Genomic DNA, 15,735 nt, shown 5'->3' with positions numbered 1-15,735 from the left:
TCGAGGTGAACACCACCACCATCGAATGGACCGACGCCTCCTGGAACCCGGTGCGCGGCTGCACCAAGGTCAGTAAGGGCTGCGACCACTGCTACGCCGAAGCGATCAGCACCCACTGGAACGGCTCCGGATCCTTCGACACCGTCCGACTGATGCCCGACGTGCTGGACGCGCCGCGGCGCTGGCGCACCCCGCGCCGGGTCTTCGTCAACTCCATGGGTGACGTGCTGCACGAGGACATCCCGGACGCCTACATCGCCCGGGTCCTGGCCGTCATCGCCGCCACCCCACAACACTCCTATCAGCTGCTCACCAAGCGCCATGGCCGCCTGCGCACCCTGTTCAACAGCCAAGGCGCACTGCGGCTCATCGACGCCGCCGACGCCGCCGGTGATGCGGCAACCGCCCAAGCGCTGTATGCGGCGAGTTGGCCGTTGCCGAACCTGTGGCTGGGCGTCAGCGTCGAAGACCAGCACTGGGCGAACCTGCGGATCCCCGCGCTGCTGGCCGCCGATGCGACGGTCCGGTTTTTGTCGGTGGAGCCGCTGCTGGGCCCGGTCGACCTGGCCCGGTGGCTGGGCCTGGAATGGATGGAGTCCTTCGAGGGCTGGGGCGCGGAGCTGTTCACCTCGCTGGCAGGGCGCGTCGGCATCGACGGCGGCCTGCACTGGGTCATCGCCGGCGGCGAGTCCGGACCCCGCGCCCGCACCCCGCACCCGGACTGGTTTCGCACCCTGCGCGACCAATGCGACGCCGCCAAAGTGCCGTTCTTCTTCAAACAGTGGGGCCAATGGTCCCCGGACCTGGACGGCCGGGGCCGCCTGGTCCAGGTGCTGCCCACTGGGCAGATCCTGGACCAGCCGAGGCCGGAGAATTTCGGCGAAGGCCTCGCCACGATGCGCCGCTGCGCCAGCAAACGCGCCGCCGGCCGACAGCTCGACGGCCGCCTCCACGACGCCTTCCCCCACCATCACCCTGGGGGCCTGTCGTGACTGAAGAGCCGCACGCGCAGGTGCCGCGCATCCTGCAGGCCGCCGGATACCGCAGCGTCGGCGACGCCGATTTCGGGTACTTGCTCTGCCCTCCCCTGACCAGCGCCGCGCACGTCGTGTGCGAGCCGGATGAATCCTGGCGGGCGATGCCCGGCTCGGCGGTACGCACCGCCATCACCCAGCACCTGAACCACTACGCCGACGCGCTCACCGCCGCCGGATACGGCACGGCCACCTGGGGCCGCGGCGGACAGAGCGAAGTCCTGATCGTCGCCGCCGACCAGGAGGCCGCCGACCGGCAGACCCCCGACATTCGCGCCTACCTGCGCGCCCACAACCCCGAGGCCTCCAATGCCTGAGCCAACGCCCATCCGCCCCGATCTGGAAGAACTTCCCGAGGCGCCGTTCGTCGCCGGGATCGGCATCGCCGGCGAGGTGCACGCGATCCCGCACGCCTACGCCGCCCGCGCCATCGGCGCCGGAGTCCGGCGCGAGAGCGGCACCCTGTGCGGAGCACGCGCCGGACTCCATCGCGAGCCCAGCGCCTTCGACCGGGCCGCCCTGCCGCGGTGGGCGAGCGTGTGCCCGCCCTGCGCCTGGACCGTCGCGGTGGAAACCACATCCCTCGATCGCGAACTGCAGGAGCTCGCCGTGGCCCCTGGGCAGGTGCGGTGAGCCGCCGCCGGGTCTTCCTCGATCCCACCGGCCGCCAGTTCGGCGGGCTTCCCACCTACCCCTGGCGCCTCGCGCCCGAGGGGCTGGCCACCCGCCGGCAGTTGCGCGCGGCCGGGCTGCGGCCCGGCGGTCAGCCGCCGTGCGCGCAGGTGATGTGGCGCTCACGCCGGGCGGCGGGCGGGGTCCGGGTCGCCTACCTCTACGACGTCGCGGCCGCCAAACCGCGTCGCACCCCGTCCCCGGCGCAGTTGCAGGCACTGGGTAAGGCGATGCGCGCCCGGAAGGTCTGTCCTGACTGCGGCGTCGAGCAGCCGTATTGCATCCCGACCCGCTACGGCGCCTGTCTGCCTTGCCACGGCTGGGGGCTCAGCGCATGACCGTCAGCCACCCCTCCCACCCGACACCGGCAGCGAAGGAGTCGCAGATGCTCGATGTTCACCCGCAGGGGGCCGTCGCCCACGACGACTCGGAGGTCCAGGCCGCGATGGAGGTCATCGACGGCTTCCGGCCGAGTGAGCGGCGCGAGCTGACATGCAGCGCCTACCGGGCCGCGCTGGCCTTTCAGCGCACCGGCGACGCCGCCCACGCCACCCGGTTCGCGACCGACCTGCTGGCCACCGTGCACCTGCGCGGTATTCCGGCCTATGCCGAAGCGCTGTGCAACGAGTCCGGCCGCCCGAGCTCGTCCGGGGCGGCGCTGAGGGTCGAGGACGTGCTTGCCCGCCTTACCACCACCGATGTCGCCGATGCCTGACTTTCCGCACCGCTTGGTGTCAACCTCGCCCACGCCGGTGGGCGAGGCGGCCCGTGTCATGGGTTCGTTGCCGTCGGCGGCCGAGCCCGCACCGTCTCCCCACGGCCGGTGCGGGCCCGATCGCCGGCGACCCGCCGTCGCCTCTACCAGCAAGGATGCGATGTTGATCTTCCTGGCGCGACCCGAACGCGGCGAGCTTCCACCTCGTCACCCTGTGATGACCAACCCTCATGATCACTTGATTTTCGACTCTCCTTTGTCAAGTCAGTTTGTCAAATATGGTGGCATGATCGACGCGCCTGCTACCCCCATTTACGTGGTGCAGCAGGTGATAACCGGTAAATCTGGCAAAGTCCGAGAGAGCATGGCATGCTCTAATACCACAAATATGATCACCGCAGTCAGGGGGGAGTCAAAACGTGCGCTGGGCCCCACGATCGTCGGTGACGGTTGTGACGATTACGGCGTGGATGCAGGCGCGCGCACTCCAAACCTGGAATGCTGTGCCGTTGACCGCCCGATCAACTTCAGGAGCCTCTTAAGGCAAATAAAAACGCCCCGCAAAGCGGGGCGCCAGATCACGACGACGACGTTGTGGACGCGCAGTAGGTATCAGCTCAAGTCTTTGCTTGGCGGCCGGGACGAGCGAAACACCTGTTGCGTGTCAATCAAATTGACGAACCGGTGATGACGATACCAGGAGTCCCATCGGTCAGTGAAGCATGCCCGCAATCTGACACACCGGGCGTGTTGCTGACCGCGCTTGTTCCCGCTGCGCGACCTGCTGAGCTGGGCGCTGATTTTCATGCGGCGTTGCGTGCTTTGGCCCCTCGCGGCCGGGCGCGCCTTGACGTGCGCACTGACAGCGGGCAGTGGGCGCATTCCTACAAGGCCACCGCCAAGCTGAGCGCGATCGCGCCGGCGGGCCCGTTCGCGTGGTATCTGACCAACCGCTTCCAGGAGTTCCTCTTCGCGGTCTTCGACCTGGACGCGGCCAAGGGTGATGTGCAGCGCGATGTCGCTGAGCTGGTCGATCTACTGGAACAGGCCGAGCTGAGCTACCTGGTGTGCGCCTCAGGCCCGGCGGGCGGCCTGCACGTGTGGGTGCCGGTGCGGCCGGTCGGTGCCGGACTGGTCGATGCAATCGCGCGGGCCGCGGCCCGTCGTCTGCCCACGTTGGACATCTCCCCGCTGACCAACCCCAAGACGGGGTGCGTGCGCCCGCCCGGGGCCCCGCACCGGCACGGCGGGATGTCGGTCCCGCTGGCCAACTGGCGCCCGATCACCGCGGCCGCGACCGCCGCGGTGTTGTCGCGGGCCAATGAGGTGGAGCGGCTGCAGCGCCTGGCCGTGCTGCTGAACGCCGACCCGGCCAGTCAAGTAAGTCAAGAGGGCTGTCAGGGTAGCGGTCAGGTTGGTGGTCGGAGATCGGCGGCGGCGGTGCGGGCGGTGGAGTCCGGCACCGACGGCCCGCGCCTGGCCGGCCCTTACCGCCCTTGTGACGTCACCGCGCTGCTGGCCCAGACGCCTGAGCCCGGCCAGGGCCATGCCCTGTTGTGGACGATCCTGCTGCGGCTGGCGCGGGCCCGCTGGTCGGCCGCTCAAGTCACCGCGCTGCTGACCGGCCACCTGCAGGCGCCGGGGTTGGTGCATCTGCGCCGCCAGGGCGGCGCCGGCGGGCGCCTGCTCAGTGACACGGAGCGCGAGAGGCTGCTGGCCCGTCAGTGGGCTAAGGCCGTCGCTCACGCCGCCACCCTGTCCGCGCCGGACTCCCTGGGCGTGGGTGAGGCGGGGGAGGGGAGTGAGGCTGAGCAGTGGCAGCGGCGGGTGGCCGAGGCGGTGGAGCTGGTTACGGGTGTGCTGCGGGCGATGGCCGCCGATAAGGGCCGCTGGTGTAGCCAGGCCGGTCCCAGCGACCGTAAAGCCCTGGAGTACCTGCTGGTGCTGACACTGGACGCGGTCAGTGCGGAGATCGAACTCGACTGTCGACGCCTGGCGCTGGCCACCGGGATAGGCACCGGCACCGCCGGTCGCGCCCTGGGACGGCTGGCCCTGGACGGCTGGCTGCAGATGACAGAGAAGGGGACGGGCCAGCGCGCCAGCCGCTACCGGGTCCTCCCCCAGGCCCCCGCGGCGATCTCCGGCCCGATCGAGGGCGCGCAGCGGCCTGTGACGGGTGTGACCGAAGAAGATGAAGAGTCTCTCGGGGGGGGTGGGACACAAGCTTTCCCTCCCCCCCGGGCAGACCTCCGACCTCCGGTTTCGTCGGTGCTGGCGGAGCGTGAGCGGCTACGGGCGGAGCTTCGTGCACGGTTGGAGATCGTCTCTCATGACCTGTTCACCCACCCCCGCCATGATCAACCGGGGTTGGGACGTCATGTGGCGACCACGATGGCGGCGCTGAGCGCGGGAACCCCTCAAACCGAGGGGCTTTACAAAGTAGAGGACCTGGTGGAGGCCACCGGATACAGCCCGCAGACTATCGCCCGCCACCTGCGAACCCTCACCGGCCACCGCCTACTCACCCGGCCGGCCCGGCGCAGGTGGCGACGCACCTCCACCACGCTGACCAGCGTCGCCGAACGCATCGGCGCCGCCGGCGTGCGCGAGCGACGCCACCGCACCTACTCCATCGAACGCGACGCCTACGCCTGGTGGCTGGCCGAACTGGAATGGATGCACACCCCCGTCAAACAACGCAGCCGCCGACGAGCCGTCCCCGGCCAAGGCCACCTCATCCTCGTCGGCGCCCCCGACCAGATCAACCGGCTCCCCTACCCCCGCGACCACACCGGCCGCGGCGACCACCAGGCCGCCCGAGCCCACCTGCGCGCCCAACGCGATGCGGCGGCCGCGGCCGCCGCATCCACCGCGGCGTGACGAGCGACGCGGCCACACCGATCACCGCGGCGCAACCTCCAGCGACCCGAACGAACAGCCCGAGCCTCACCTCTTCCCCGCCCCAACCCTTGCAAGGCCCTCAGGGGCTCTTTGAGAGCTCGAATCCCAGCGACCACGGACCAGAGATCAAATAGTTTTAACTTTTTAAATCAATAAAATACTTACGAGTTTCAGTGAAACAAAACTGTGAAGGCAGGGTTTGATGGGATGGCCAGGGGTGCTGGCCCAGGTGGAGCCGACGGGCGGCGCCAGAAACGGCCCCTCACGGTGACAGTTCGGCGACCTCCTATTCTTGATCTACGACGTAAAGCACCCGGCTTTAACGTTAAAGATCTTGATCGGTCGGAGGGTTGTGTACACAAATCCCACTGCCGTCGACCGAGCCCCGGCGGTCGGGTCGCGGAGGAGGGATCGTGTTCTCTCGCGCGGGCGCCTGGTGTGCGGCCACAATGCGTGGCGTGGACGAGGCGGACAAGAGGGGCGCGGCGAGCGCGGCGGGTGAGGTTGAGGAGATCGGAATCCGGGAGGCGCGAGCGCGGCTGGCCGACCTGGTCGAGCGCGCCGGCACCGGGCAGCCGGTGGTGCTGCGGCGGCGCGGCCCCTACCGCAACGCCGCGGCCTTGTTGCCGATCCAGGCGGTGGTGGTCTGGCAGGTCCACCTGGCCGCCCGAGACGCCGAACGCGAGCGCCGCGCTCAGGAGACGGCGCTGGGCGAGCGACTCCCGATCGGCTCGCGCGTCGCGGTGTGCCCGCTGTGCCGCTCCTCGTTCATGCACGTGGTCTTCACCGGCCCGGTCGTCATCGCCCTGGTCAACACCGCCGACCCAGCGGCCGGGGTGCAGGCGGTGGTCGCCGACACCGACGTCACCGCCTCAGAGCAGGTCGCGTTCGTGCGCTGCGCCTCGTGCTGGGAGCCGATGAACGAACGCCCCCGCGAGCACGGCTCCCCGGCCTACCGGGCCGCAGTGGCGATCGCGCAGGAAGCCTCCTGGGCCGACGTCCCATGGGAGACGCGCGAGGCGTATGTGGTGCGCGAGGAGGATATGGGGCGGGCCTCGCGGATCGTGCTGGCCCACGACCTGGCCCGCGGCAAACTGCGCCGGGTGACCCGCTGGGAGTGGCTGACCGGCATCACCGACGACGAACGCGAGCAGCTGCGTCGCGAGCTCGACGACGATGCCTGAGAAGGGGTCAGGAAGAGGTGAGCTGGGCCAGTAGCGCGGCGGCGGCCGCAGCCCCGCTGTTCCTCGACCCCGGTTTCGTCGCTCACTGCGGCGCGGGTCTTCGCCCGGCGTAACCCTGGGAATGCGCGATGAGCGAGACCGTCCTGGGCCCGGCCTGCCTGGCGTGCTCAGCGTCGATCGCCCCGGCCCGCACCGGCCGACCGGCCCGCTACTGCGGGACGCCCTGCCGGCAGGCCGCCCACCGAGACCGGCGCCGAGCTGAGACCGCGCAGGCCCAGAGCGCATGGCAGCGCTCGCGCCTATCGGCCGACATCGAGCGCCTGGCCGCCCTGGGTGCCGGAGCTGGTCGACGCCGGGCGCTGTCTCGCCGAGACCGACCCGGGCGTCGCTGGCGACCGGTCACCGAGTGGGAGAGCGCCGTCAACGAAGCTGGCCCCCGCGTCGGCAGCTCTGGCCACCACGATCAGCGGCACCGCCCGCGGCCACCAGGCCGTCGCCGCCGACCACTGGCCAGGCTGTCGCCCTGGCCGGGATACGTCGCGCCGAGGCCTCCGCCGCGGTGGACGACGGAACCTGGCCGGGCCCTACCCTCCGCGTAGGTACGCGCGCAGGTACGCGCGTACCTGCGTACGCGTGTACCTATCGGGTCCGTGTCGCCGGCTTCAAGGAACTCTGCTCAAACGAACTGTGGCACTCAGTAAACAGATGACCGCGAATTGTCAGTGGCGTTCGCTACCTTCCCTCCGATGTGACAGATCCGCAGGACAGGAGGGGCATGTGAAGCTGAAGACCGCCGAGGATGAGCTGTCGCCGCTCGCTCAGCGAGCCGTTGACCTGGCAGGTGATCGGGGAGTGCGGATGGTGCCAGTCGTGCCGATCGCACGACAAGGCGCCGAGGTCTACCTCGAGCCCGAGGACATGGACCTGGAGGAGTTACTCGACCTGGTCGTGGCCGCGGGGCAAAAGCTCGCCTACATCGAACCCTCACCGTTCGACATCGCCGACGTCGTCGAACTGGCCGAGGACGACCTCCTGGGCGAGGAGCTCGATCCGGCGCTACGCGCCCAGATCACCAAGCTGCGCAAGAGCGCGGCCCGGTTCAATGGCTGGCCGATCAGCCTGGAGGTGGCGTTCATGTACCAGGGCGTCGTGCACCGCTGGGTCGCCGACGCGCCATGGTATGAGCAGCTGCGCACCGAAGTGGCCGCCGTCGTGCCGGCTGAGGACGAAGACGACCCCGAGCCGCAACTACCCGAGGCGGAAAGGGCGGCCATCGTCGAGCGGCTGACCCAGGAACTGCTGGCGAGGGCGGAGTTTCGCGCCGCCGGCACCGAGAGCAATCGTCGGCGGGTGGCGCGGATTTATCTCGCCTCCCCCGAGTGCGATCAGGGCCCCTTCGACGAACTCCCCACCTTCCTCACCTACGATGCGATCCGGCAGGCGATGGACCGGGCGATGACCGCCGAACAGCACCACTATGCCAGCGTCGAACAGCGCATCCCCGAGCTGGCACAGCAGATCGCCGCCGACTCCACCTATCGCGCCGCGCGCACCGCCGCGGCCCGCAAACACCGGCTCCGCGACCATCTCATCGCCCAAGCCGACGGCTACCCGCCGCCCACCCGTGTCCTTGACCTGCTGCTCGACGCTCTCGCCACCGGCCGCGCCAGCGGGTCGGCCGGGCCGATGCTCCCCTTCTCCTCCGACTGAGCGCGGTTTCCTCCGCACCTCCCGTAAATCTACGTAGTAAAGGACCTCGGGTTGCACACCTCGCGGCCCGGGGTCCGTCGCCGCAGAGCCAGCTCGCCCACGGCCTGTCCGGCCGACGCTTGCCGCCGGTCAAGTCCGCTCCCTCGCTGACGCTCGGTCGACGGACTGGACAGTCGGCCGCGCGCCAGCCGGACAGGCCGCAAGGGGCGAGGCCAGGGAACAGTGAGGGAAGAAGACCGACGGCATCGACTGTCCGGTCCGGGTGAAGGCTTCCACCGATCGCGACGGCGAGCTGGGGGTGAAAAGCAGGGTCGAACCGGTGGTCTCGGTTTGTTCGGAGCGACCTTTCAATTTCGGTGAGATGGGGCGATAGATCAGCGGGCTCCGGCGTGTGTCGGCCGGTTCGCAGGTTCAACATTTCCGACCAAAGGCATAGATGACCGGCGCCCGCAACGTCGTGGCCTCGTCTTCGGCCATGAGTCGCCGGACTTCGGAGGTGAAGCGCGTCTCCAGCGCGGACAGATCGCCCGGGCCGAGTGCCCGGATCTCCGGATAGTGCGGGCTGCCGCTGTTGAGACGCCAGACCTGCCCCGCATCCGAGCCGGGCAGCATGACAACCTCGGCGACCGTGCGCGTGCAGGTGAAACCGGCGCGGACCAGCGCATCCTCGCAGCGCCGTTCATTGCCGAGGGCCGTCATCGGATCGGCCAGGTCCAGGCCGAACTCGGTGGCGCAGTCGCGAAAGAGCCGCGCCAGGAGGGGAAAGCCTTCCCACATGGCCGAGAAGCCGACCAGCCCGTCCGGCTTCAGCACCCGATGCCACGCCGACAGCGTCTCCTCCAGCGGCAGATACAACATTCCCGCCGAGCAGATCACCGCATCGAACGACCCGCCGTCGAAGTCATCGAGCCGGCTGGCATCGGCCCGCACGTAGGTGACATTGCCCAGATCGGCGCTGAGCCGTTCGGCCTGCGCCAACATGCCCTGCGAGATGTCTGCCCCGATCACCTGCCCCCTCGCCCCGACCACACGCGCGGCAGCCTTGGCGGCGAAACCCGTTCCGGTAGCGGCATCCAGCACCCGGTGTCGGCGTACACCTTCGTGTGCAGAGGTGAGTACGGGTAAACGTGCAGAGCTCGCCAGGACCGTCCTGATATTCGGCGAACTCCAAAGCCCCGTGGTCGGCAGGACCGACCACGGGCTGGGTAAGGAGTGTGGCTCAGGGCTCCAGCACGAAGCGACGGCAAATGTGCACGCGAGCGAACTGCTCACGCATCAACTGCTCGTCCCGCAGATTGGCGTGCAGGAAGGCCATCACTGGTCGTAGGCCTGGCCGTCGTTCGCCGATGGCTCGGTCCGGCTCGCCGGCCTCGGTGTAGTGGTTCGCGTAGACGTGCAGGTAGTGCTCGCTCTCGGTGAAGCCGTTGGCCCGATACCAGCGCAATGTGCTCGGATCGTCCCTGGTCCAGGCGTCCAGCGTTGGCACGCCAAGCGCGGCGACGCGGGCGCGGGCTTCGGAGAGTAGAGCGCGGCCGATGCCCTGGTGCTGGTGGTCGGGGTGGACTGCGATGGTGTCGATGGTCGCCAGCTCACCGTCGACGGTGACGTCCATGATCCCTGTGACGGCCCCGCGTTCTTCGGTCACGACCAGTTCGAAGCCTGGAGCTTCGATCTTGGGCTTGCTGTTGAAGACGGCGTCGAAGTAGGCGGTGCCCAGGAAGGAGAGTGCTCGACAGCGCAGCCAGGAGGTCTCGTCCGCAGGGCTGTACTCACGTATGACATGGCTCAAGGCAGTGATCCTCAATGTGTGTGGCGATGTCCGGATGGTGGCGGTCGCGACATTGAGAGATCACAGCGAAGATTCTGCATCCCCGGCCCGCGTCCAGGCAATCGGTTTTGCCGATCACCGAGTCGGGCGGAGCAGAGGCAGGCGAACGCCAAGCTCAGCCGGTGGCGGTGATGTGGGTGTCGACGACGGCCAGTCGGTTCTTGAGGCGGTAGCTGGGGCCGTTGATCGCGAGGACTTCGCAGTGGTGCAGGAGCCGGTCGAGGATGGCGGTGGCCAGGACCTCGTCGCCGAAGACCTGGCCCCATTCGCTGAAGGCCTTGTTGGAGGTCAAAATGATCGAGCCCTTCTCATACCGCTTGGAGATCATCTGGAAGACGAGATTGGCTTCGTCGCGGCCCAGGGGTAGGTAGCCCACCTCGTCCAGGACCAGGACGTGCGGGCGCAGGTAGGTGCGCAGCTTGCTGGCCAGACGGCCGATCGCGTCGGCGGCCTTGAGTTGGCGCACCATGTCGTCCAGCGTGGTGAAGTAGATGGTGAACCCGGCCCGGCAGGCGGCGACCGCCAGGGCGACGGCGATATGCGTCTTGCCCACCCCGGGCGGGCCCAGCAGCGCCGCGTTGGCCTTGGCCTCGACGAACGCGAGCGTGGCCAGGTCCCGGACCCGGCGGGGGTCAAGCTCAGGCTGATAGGAGAAGTCGTAGGCGTCCAAGGTTTTGTGGTGTGGCATTTTCGAGATGCGCAGAGCATGGCGTAGCCGCCGTTCCTCGCGGACTGCGAGTTCCTCTTCCAGGAGCAGGTCCAGGAAGTCCAGGTAGCCCATCTGCGCGGCGTCGGCGCGTGAGAGATGGGCGGAGAGGGCGTCGGCCAGGTGCGGCAGGCCGAGCTTGGTGGCGGTGGCGCGGATGCGGGTGGTGACCAGCTCGCTCACGGTGGTGGTGTCCTTCAGGTGGTGGTGGGTGTGGTGAACGGGCCGGTGCCGGTGATCTGGTCATAGACCGACAGCGGTCGTCGGCCGACGGTGATCTGGGCGGCATCAGCGCGGGCGAGCAGGAAGCGCAGGGCGGTGGACGGCTTGTCGGGTTGCTGTCGGCGTGGGTCGGGCTGGTCTTCGTGGCTGGTGGTCGTGGCGCGGGTGTGCCCGTCGGGCAGGGCTTTCCAGTGGTCGGGATCGACCACCTGGGCGCCGCGGCCAACGGCGCGTGGGTGCACGGCCAGCAATGTCACGCCGTGCTCGTCCGGGATGGTGGCGTGCAGGCTGATGGTCGCGGCCGAGGCGCGGATCTCAACGAGTTGGCGGTGGAAGACCTTGGTGGCGGGCACGGAGTAGAGATTGGCCTCAAAAGCGACCAGGCAGTCCTTGCCGACGTGACGCAGGTGCCGATTGACCACGTGATGGGGCCGGACCGGCAGCGGGCGCAGGGCCGCGTGGTCGCGGGATGCGCGCACGCCGATCACTTCGCCGTGCGTGCCATGGGTGCGGCGCCGCCGCAGCGGCACCCACTCCAGGAACGCCTGGTCCAGGTCGTGCAGGCAGGAGAAGGCACGCCCGGCCAGGACGTGGTCACGGATGATCCGCACCTGGCGCTCGACGCGGCCCTTGCCAGTGGGCCGATAGGCGGCCAGCACATCGATGGTGAAGTCGTAGTGCCCGGCGAAGGCCACCGCTTCGGGATGCAGGGGCACGGCCTGGCCAGGCGCGACGTGCCGACGGATGACGGTCTTGGTGCGGTCGTAGACGATCGAGCCCGGCACGCCGCCGAAGTGGGCGAACGCTCGCCGGTGACAGGCCCAGAAGGTAGCCAGATCCACGCTGGTGGTGAAGCAGCAGAACGGATCACGTGAATAGGACAGCACCATGTGGAAGGAATAGACCTTGGCGATGCCCATGTGCGCGAGGATGCCGCCCTCATCGCCCCAGTCCACCTGCGCCTGGGCGCCGGGCACGACCTCGAAGCGGCGGTGCAGCCGGGCCAGCTCGCTGGGGGTATAGCCCAGCTCCGCGGCGATCCGCGGGCGCGCTTCCTGCAGGTAGAGCTTGACCCGCTGGTAGTTGCCGGTGAAGCCGTACTCCTCCACGAGGCGTTCGTGGATGACCGTGCCCTTCAACAGGATCTCCGCCCGCAGCCACGCATCGATGATCGGCGCGAACGGAGGGATCACCTGGTTACGCCGGCCGGGGCGCGGGGCCGCTACTGGAGGTGCAGCAGGGCCGTCCTCCTCCAGGTACTTCTTCACCGTGCGCCAGTTCAGCCCGGTCTCTCGGGCGATCTCTGAGAGGGTCGCGCCCGACTCGCGCAATGCACGGAACCGGCGCAGTTCGAGCCAACGCTCTGCTTCCAAGACCACCAGCCCACCCCCAGGTTGATCATCACCTGAGGGCAGGTTCCCCGCTCACCGCCTTGCGAGATTCGCCAACACGCCGAACCGTCTCTGCACGTTTACCTGTACTTATCTCTGCACTTGAAGTCGTACGCCGACACCCGGTGGCCGTCCGACAGTTCTGCCAGCTCCACCAGGCGTTCGGCGTATCGGAGGTGCCAGTCGGCGCCCGCGTATCGAGTGGCCCGGTCGTCAAAATGCGCTGCGGTCATCCGATGATCCATCAGGCCATGATGCCGGGCGTCATTCCTCCGCCCGGCATCACAGACAACTCAGCCACACGTTGCAAGATCCCTCGTGTTGCGCGCGGACTTAATGGGCTCTGACCCACTCTCGATGAAGCGGTGACTTGGAGTGCGTGGATCTCGGAGAGCGTTGTGAGCAGCTATCCGGATCTCGGGACAGCTATCGGTTGTGGGCCTGGTCGTCTCTGGAAAGCTGGGCGAGGAATCGCCGGACCGCGCGGGGGTTGCGCAACAGGTGGGTGTCCGCGTGGGGAGCATGCGCGGTGATTGCCTGCGTCATGCGGGGGAGACTGCGTCGCCGGTAGGCCCAGACCCAGCGCCAGAAGTCGGCACGTTCGCGGCCTCGCCGGATCGTCCGCCAGGCACATCGTGGGAAGGAAAAGTCCAGCACGATGATGGTGTCGGCCATCCGGAGTCGCACGTCGAGGGCGGTGTCGTAGGGTCCGAGGTCGCCATCGAGGATCCAGGCGTCCTGCTGGACCAGCTCCTGTTGACGAGCCGCCCATCGGCCGGGAGCCGTCGCGGTGAGATCGGGTTCCCAGAACAGCGTGTCCAGTTCAATGACGGGCAGCTTCACCACGTCGCCCAGGCGGCGGGCGAGGGCCGATTTGCCTGCGGCGCCACGGCCGAGGATCGCTACCCGTCTCACGCTTCCATGATGACCTGGTGCTGGGGTCGATGTCCTGTGTTGGCGTCCTTGGCTATGTCGGTGACTACGAGAGCCAGATATCAGCCACTTTGAGAGCCGGGCTACGGTCCTGGGACCAGATTTGTGTCGGCGAGTCTGGGAGCCACTCCGACCTTCCTCGTCGCCGAGTATGGCCGTCGCTCGCCCCACCTCCTGGTAGGGGCTTGAGGACTATCGCTTGGGAAAGTCGCGCTGAGGGTGATCTTGTGGATTGCAAAATGGATCGAGCGTCGCCGGCAGACACCGGCGTGGCCTCTGGACCATGACGTCGATAAGGTTGAGCGACCGGCAGTCCGTCCGGGCAAGCCGGACCTGTGTCCTTACCTCCGGAGACAGGGTGTCGATGTATCTCCATCCATCGTGTCGCCCTAGCACGATCAGCGAACGTTTGCCCTGTGTGGTGCTCATTGGCACCCATGGGGCGATCGTGAAACACCCGATGCCGGACAGGCCGAGCATGCCAGGATCGCCCGTATGACTGTCGCTCCCAAGAGTTCTGCCGGGCAAGTAGACACCGCAGCCCCCACGCAGCCGTCGTGGATCCGTCCTGTTCCCGAGGGATCTGCCGGGTCCGCAGAGCGGGCTGTGCCCAACGACTACGACAGCTTCGCCGAGGCGTACTCGGCCGAAAACGAGGCCAGCCTCGTCAACGCCTACTACGAGCGGCCCGCGATTCTGGATCTGGCCGGTGACGTGGCCGGCCGGCGGATCCTCGACGCCGGCTGCGGCTCTGGTCCTCTGTCCGCGGCACTGCGCGACCGGGGCGCCATCGTGACCGGTTTCGACTCCAGCGCCAAGATGCTGGAGCTGGCCCGGCAGCGGCTCGGCGACGGCGCGGCCCTGCACCTCGCTGATCTGGGCAGCCCGCTGCCGTTTTCCGATGCCGCGTTCGACGATGTCGTCGCATCCTTGGTCCTGCACTATCTGGAGGACTGGACGGCACTGTTGGCCGAACTGCGGCGGGTGCTGATGCCCGGCGGCCGGCTGGTCGTGTCCGTTAATCACCCTTTCGTCGACTACCTGCAGGCCGGTCCCGGCGCCGGCTACTTCGTGACCGGCACGTACTCCGAGGAATGGACCCTCGGCGGGCACAGCGCCCTGATGAGCTTCTGGCGCCGGCCACTGCACGCGATGACCGACGCCTTCACCGCAGCCGGCTTCCGGATCGCCGTCATCAGCGAACCGTCCCCCGCACCGGGCGCCCGCGAATTGTTCCCCGAGATCTTCGCGGGCAAGCCCTCGGGGGCCTTCCTGTGCTTTTTGTTCTTCGTTCTTCAGGCCGACTGATGCCGTATCAGGCCACGTTTACCTTGGCGACGACGGCTCGGAGGCGGCGGTCGTCGGCATGACGGTTCCGCCACCCAGCCAGGGTGACGGCCACGCGCCGCCCGACACAGCACCCGGACGACGCGCCACACCGCAACAGGGCAAACGTTGCCGATACGGAACTAGAGTCCCGCCTCAAGCAACCTGAAGGATCCGCAATAGTGATGTCACCGCAGAGCGACGAAGAAGAACTGACCGGTGGAGGCATCAACCACGTCGTCCGGATCGGCAGCACAGTGCGGCGGCCCACCGGCCGCTGGACGCCGGCCGTTCACGCGCTGCTGGACCACCTCGCGGCGATGGGGTTCACTGGCGCCCCCACGAGTCACGGACTCGACAGCGAAGGCCGAGAGATTCTCGACTTCCTGGCCGGCCAGGTCCCCGACTACCCGCTGCCCGAGTACGCGCAATCGGACAGCGCCCTGCGTGCCGTCGGCGTGCTGCTGCGCGACTACCACGATGCCACCGCCGGTTTCATCGCACCGGCCGACGTCACCTGGTACTTCTCCCCGCAATACCCGGCCGAGGTGATCTGTCACGGTGACATCGCCCCCTACAACTGCGTCTTTCGTGATGGGCAACCGGCCGCGTTCATCGATTTCGACACCGTTCATCCTGGACCGCGGATCTGGGACGTTGCCTATGCGGCCTACCGGTTCGTGCCCCTGGCCGATCCCCACCGCGAGGACGGTATCCCTGCCGTCAAGGAGCAGGCACGTCGGCTGCGTCTGTTCGCCGACGCCTACCGTCTTTGCGACACCGACAGGGACGCGCTGACCGACACCGCGCGGGCCCGGCTGGACCACCTGGTCGGTCACATGCACGACCAGGCCAACGCGGGCAACGAAGCATTCGCCGCCCACATCGCGGCGGGCGATGACACCCTCTACCGCACCGACGCCGAGCACATCGCGCGGCACCAGGCCGTCTTCCAGGCTGCGTTGACGGCTTGATCTCTGCCTTGATGATCGCTCAGTTTTTCTGAGAGTTTCCCAACTGCCCGTTGTTCGCCTACCGCCGTCCGATATCGGCTCTTTGACCCCGAAACGTCAGCGAAGCCGTGTCCGGTGTGTCGTTCAGGGCCGCCTCGCC

General features: G+C 68.2%; 16 protein-coding genes. 11 read left to right on the top strand and 5 right to left on the bottom strand.

The window, feature by feature from the left end; translation table 11 throughout:
* Positions 1-5 precede the first annotated feature (5 nt).
* The 9 genes from J2853_RS46800 (at position 6) to J2853_RS46760 (ending at position 8,216) form a co-directional block, all read left to right on the top strand.
* Entirely contained in the window at positions 6-992 is a 987-nt protein-coding gene (locus J2853_RS46800; RefSeq protein ID WP_307569265.1) for a phage Gp37/Gp68 family protein, read from the top strand.
* Positions 989-1,351 (top strand): hypothetical protein, encoded by a 363-nt coding sequence (locus J2853_RS46795; protein WP_307569263.1) that lies wholly within the window; start codon positions 989-991, stop codon positions 1,349-1,351. Before J2853_RS46800 ends, J2853_RS46795 begins: the two co-directional genes overlap by 4 nt.
* Positions 1,344-1,667 carry a hypothetical protein gene (locus J2853_RS46790; protein WP_307569262.1) on the top strand — a complete coding sequence of 108 codons (324 nt, stop codon included), beginning with the start codon at positions 1,344-1,346 and terminating at the stop codon, positions 1,665-1,667. The genes J2853_RS46795 and J2853_RS46790 overlap by 8 nt, the downstream gene beginning before the upstream one ends.
* Entirely contained in the window at positions 1,664-2,044 is a 381-nt protein-coding gene (locus J2853_RS46785; protein WP_307569260.1) for an RRQRL motif-containing zinc-binding protein, read from the top strand. Before J2853_RS46790 ends, J2853_RS46785 begins: the two co-directional genes overlap by 4 nt.
* 47 nt (positions 2,045-2,091) lie before the next feature.
* Positions 2,092-2,421: a hypothetical protein gene (locus tag J2853_RS46780; RefSeq protein ID WP_307569258.1), complete on the top strand. Its 330-nt coding sequence runs from the start codon at positions 2,092-2,094 to the stop codon at positions 2,419-2,421.
* A 160-nt stretch (positions 2,422-2,581) separates the two neighbouring features.
* The gene (locus tag J2853_RS46775; protein WP_307569256.1) at positions 2,582-3,109 is read left to right on the top strand and encodes a hypothetical protein; all 528 of its coding nucleotides are present in this window, start codon (positions 2,582-2,584) and stop codon (positions 3,107-3,109) included.
* 164 nt (positions 3,110-3,273) lie between these two features.
* Positions 3,274-5,301, top strand: coding sequence for a hypothetical protein (locus tag J2853_RS46770; RefSeq protein ID WP_307569254.1), 2,028 nt, complete (start codon positions 3,274-3,276; stop codon positions 5,299-5,301).
* Positions 5,302-5,780: 479 nt separating this feature from the next.
* Complete coding sequence (locus tag J2853_RS46765; protein WP_307569253.1) at positions 5,781-6,506, top strand: type II toxin-antitoxin system prevent-host-death family antitoxin; 726 nt, start codon at positions 5,781-5,783, stop codon at positions 6,504-6,506.
* Positions 6,507-7,283: 777 nt separating this feature from the next.
* Positions 7,284-8,216 carry an SDR family oxidoreductase gene (locus J2853_RS46760; RefSeq protein ID WP_307569251.1) on the top strand — a complete coding sequence of 311 codons (933 nt, stop codon included), beginning with the start codon at positions 7,284-7,286 and terminating at the stop codon, positions 8,214-8,216.
* A 411-nt stretch (positions 8,217-8,627) separates the two neighbouring features.
* On the opposite strand, the gene J2853_RS46755 is transcribed toward J2853_RS46760, so the two are convergent.
* From J2853_RS46755 to J2853_RS46735, 5 genes are all read right to left on the bottom strand, one after another.
* On the bottom strand, positions 8,628-9,296 hold the full coding sequence (locus tag J2853_RS46755; RefSeq protein ID WP_307569249.1) for a class I SAM-dependent methyltransferase: 669 nt from the start codon (positions 9,294-9,296) through the stop codon (positions 8,628-8,630).
* Positions 9,297-9,435: 139 nt separating this feature from the next.
* Positions 9,436-10,005, bottom strand: a complete 570-nt coding sequence (locus J2853_RS46750) for a GNAT family N-acetyltransferase (RefSeq protein ID WP_307569248.1) — start codon at positions 10,003-10,005, stop codon at positions 9,436-9,438.
* 154 nt (positions 10,006-10,159) lie between these two features.
* Entirely contained in the window at positions 10,160-10,933 is a 774-nt protein-coding gene (gene istB, locus J2853_RS46745; RefSeq protein ID WP_307569247.1) for an IS21-like element helper ATPase IstB, read from the bottom strand.
* Positions 10,934-10,947: 14 nt separating this feature from the next.
* A complete protein-coding gene (gene istA, locus J2853_RS46740; protein WP_307569246.1) occupies positions 10,948-12,345 on the bottom strand; it encodes an IS21 family transposase in 1,398 nt (465 codons plus the stop codon).
* Between the two features lie 444 nt (positions 12,346-12,789).
* Entirely contained in the window at positions 12,790-13,278 is a 489-nt protein-coding gene (locus J2853_RS46735; RefSeq protein ID WP_307569244.1) for a P-loop NTPase family protein, read from the bottom strand.
* Positions 13,279-13,902: 624 nt separating this feature from the next.
* Here J2853_RS46735 and J2853_RS46730 point away from each other — a divergent pair.
* On the top strand, positions 13,903-14,604 hold the full coding sequence (locus J2853_RS46730; protein ID WP_307569242.1) for a class I SAM-dependent methyltransferase: 702 nt from the start codon (positions 13,903-13,905) through the stop codon (positions 14,602-14,604).
* Positions 14,605-14,807: 203 nt separating this feature from the next.
* Positions 14,808-15,596 carry a phosphotransferase enzyme family protein gene (locus tag J2853_RS46725; RefSeq protein ID WP_307569240.1) on the top strand — a complete coding sequence of 263 codons (789 nt, stop codon included), beginning with the start codon at positions 14,808-14,810 and terminating at the stop codon, positions 15,594-15,596.
* Positions 15,597-15,735: the final 139 nt, after the last annotated feature.

This window comes from Streptosporangium lutulentum (genome assembly GCF_030811455.1).
GTDB classification, from domain to species: domain Bacteria; phylum Actinomycetota; class Actinomycetes; order Streptosporangiales; family Streptosporangiaceae; genus Streptosporangium; species Streptosporangium lutulentum.
The sequence above is the reverse complement of the archived record's forward strand: the minus strand, read 5'-3'. Positions and strand labels throughout refer to the sequence as shown.

Excerpts from the sequence above, each read along its gene's own strand:
- J2853_RS46775 (WP_307569256.1), top strand. The coding sequence starts at position 2,582 with ATGTTGATCTTCCTGGCGCGACCCGAACGCGGCGAGCTTCCACCTCGT.
- J2853_RS46725 (WP_307569240.1), top strand. The coding sequence starts at position 14,808 with ATGTCACCGCAGAGCGACGAAGAAGAACTGACCGGTGGAGGCATCAAC.
- J2853_RS46780 (WP_307569258.1), top strand. The coding sequence starts at position 2,092 with ATGCTCGATGTTCACCCGCAGGGGGCCGTCGCCCACGACGACTCGGAG.
- J2853_RS46790 (WP_307569262.1), top strand. The coding sequence starts at position 1,344 with ATGCCTGAGCCAACGCCCATCCGCCCCGATCTGGAAGAACTTCCCGAG.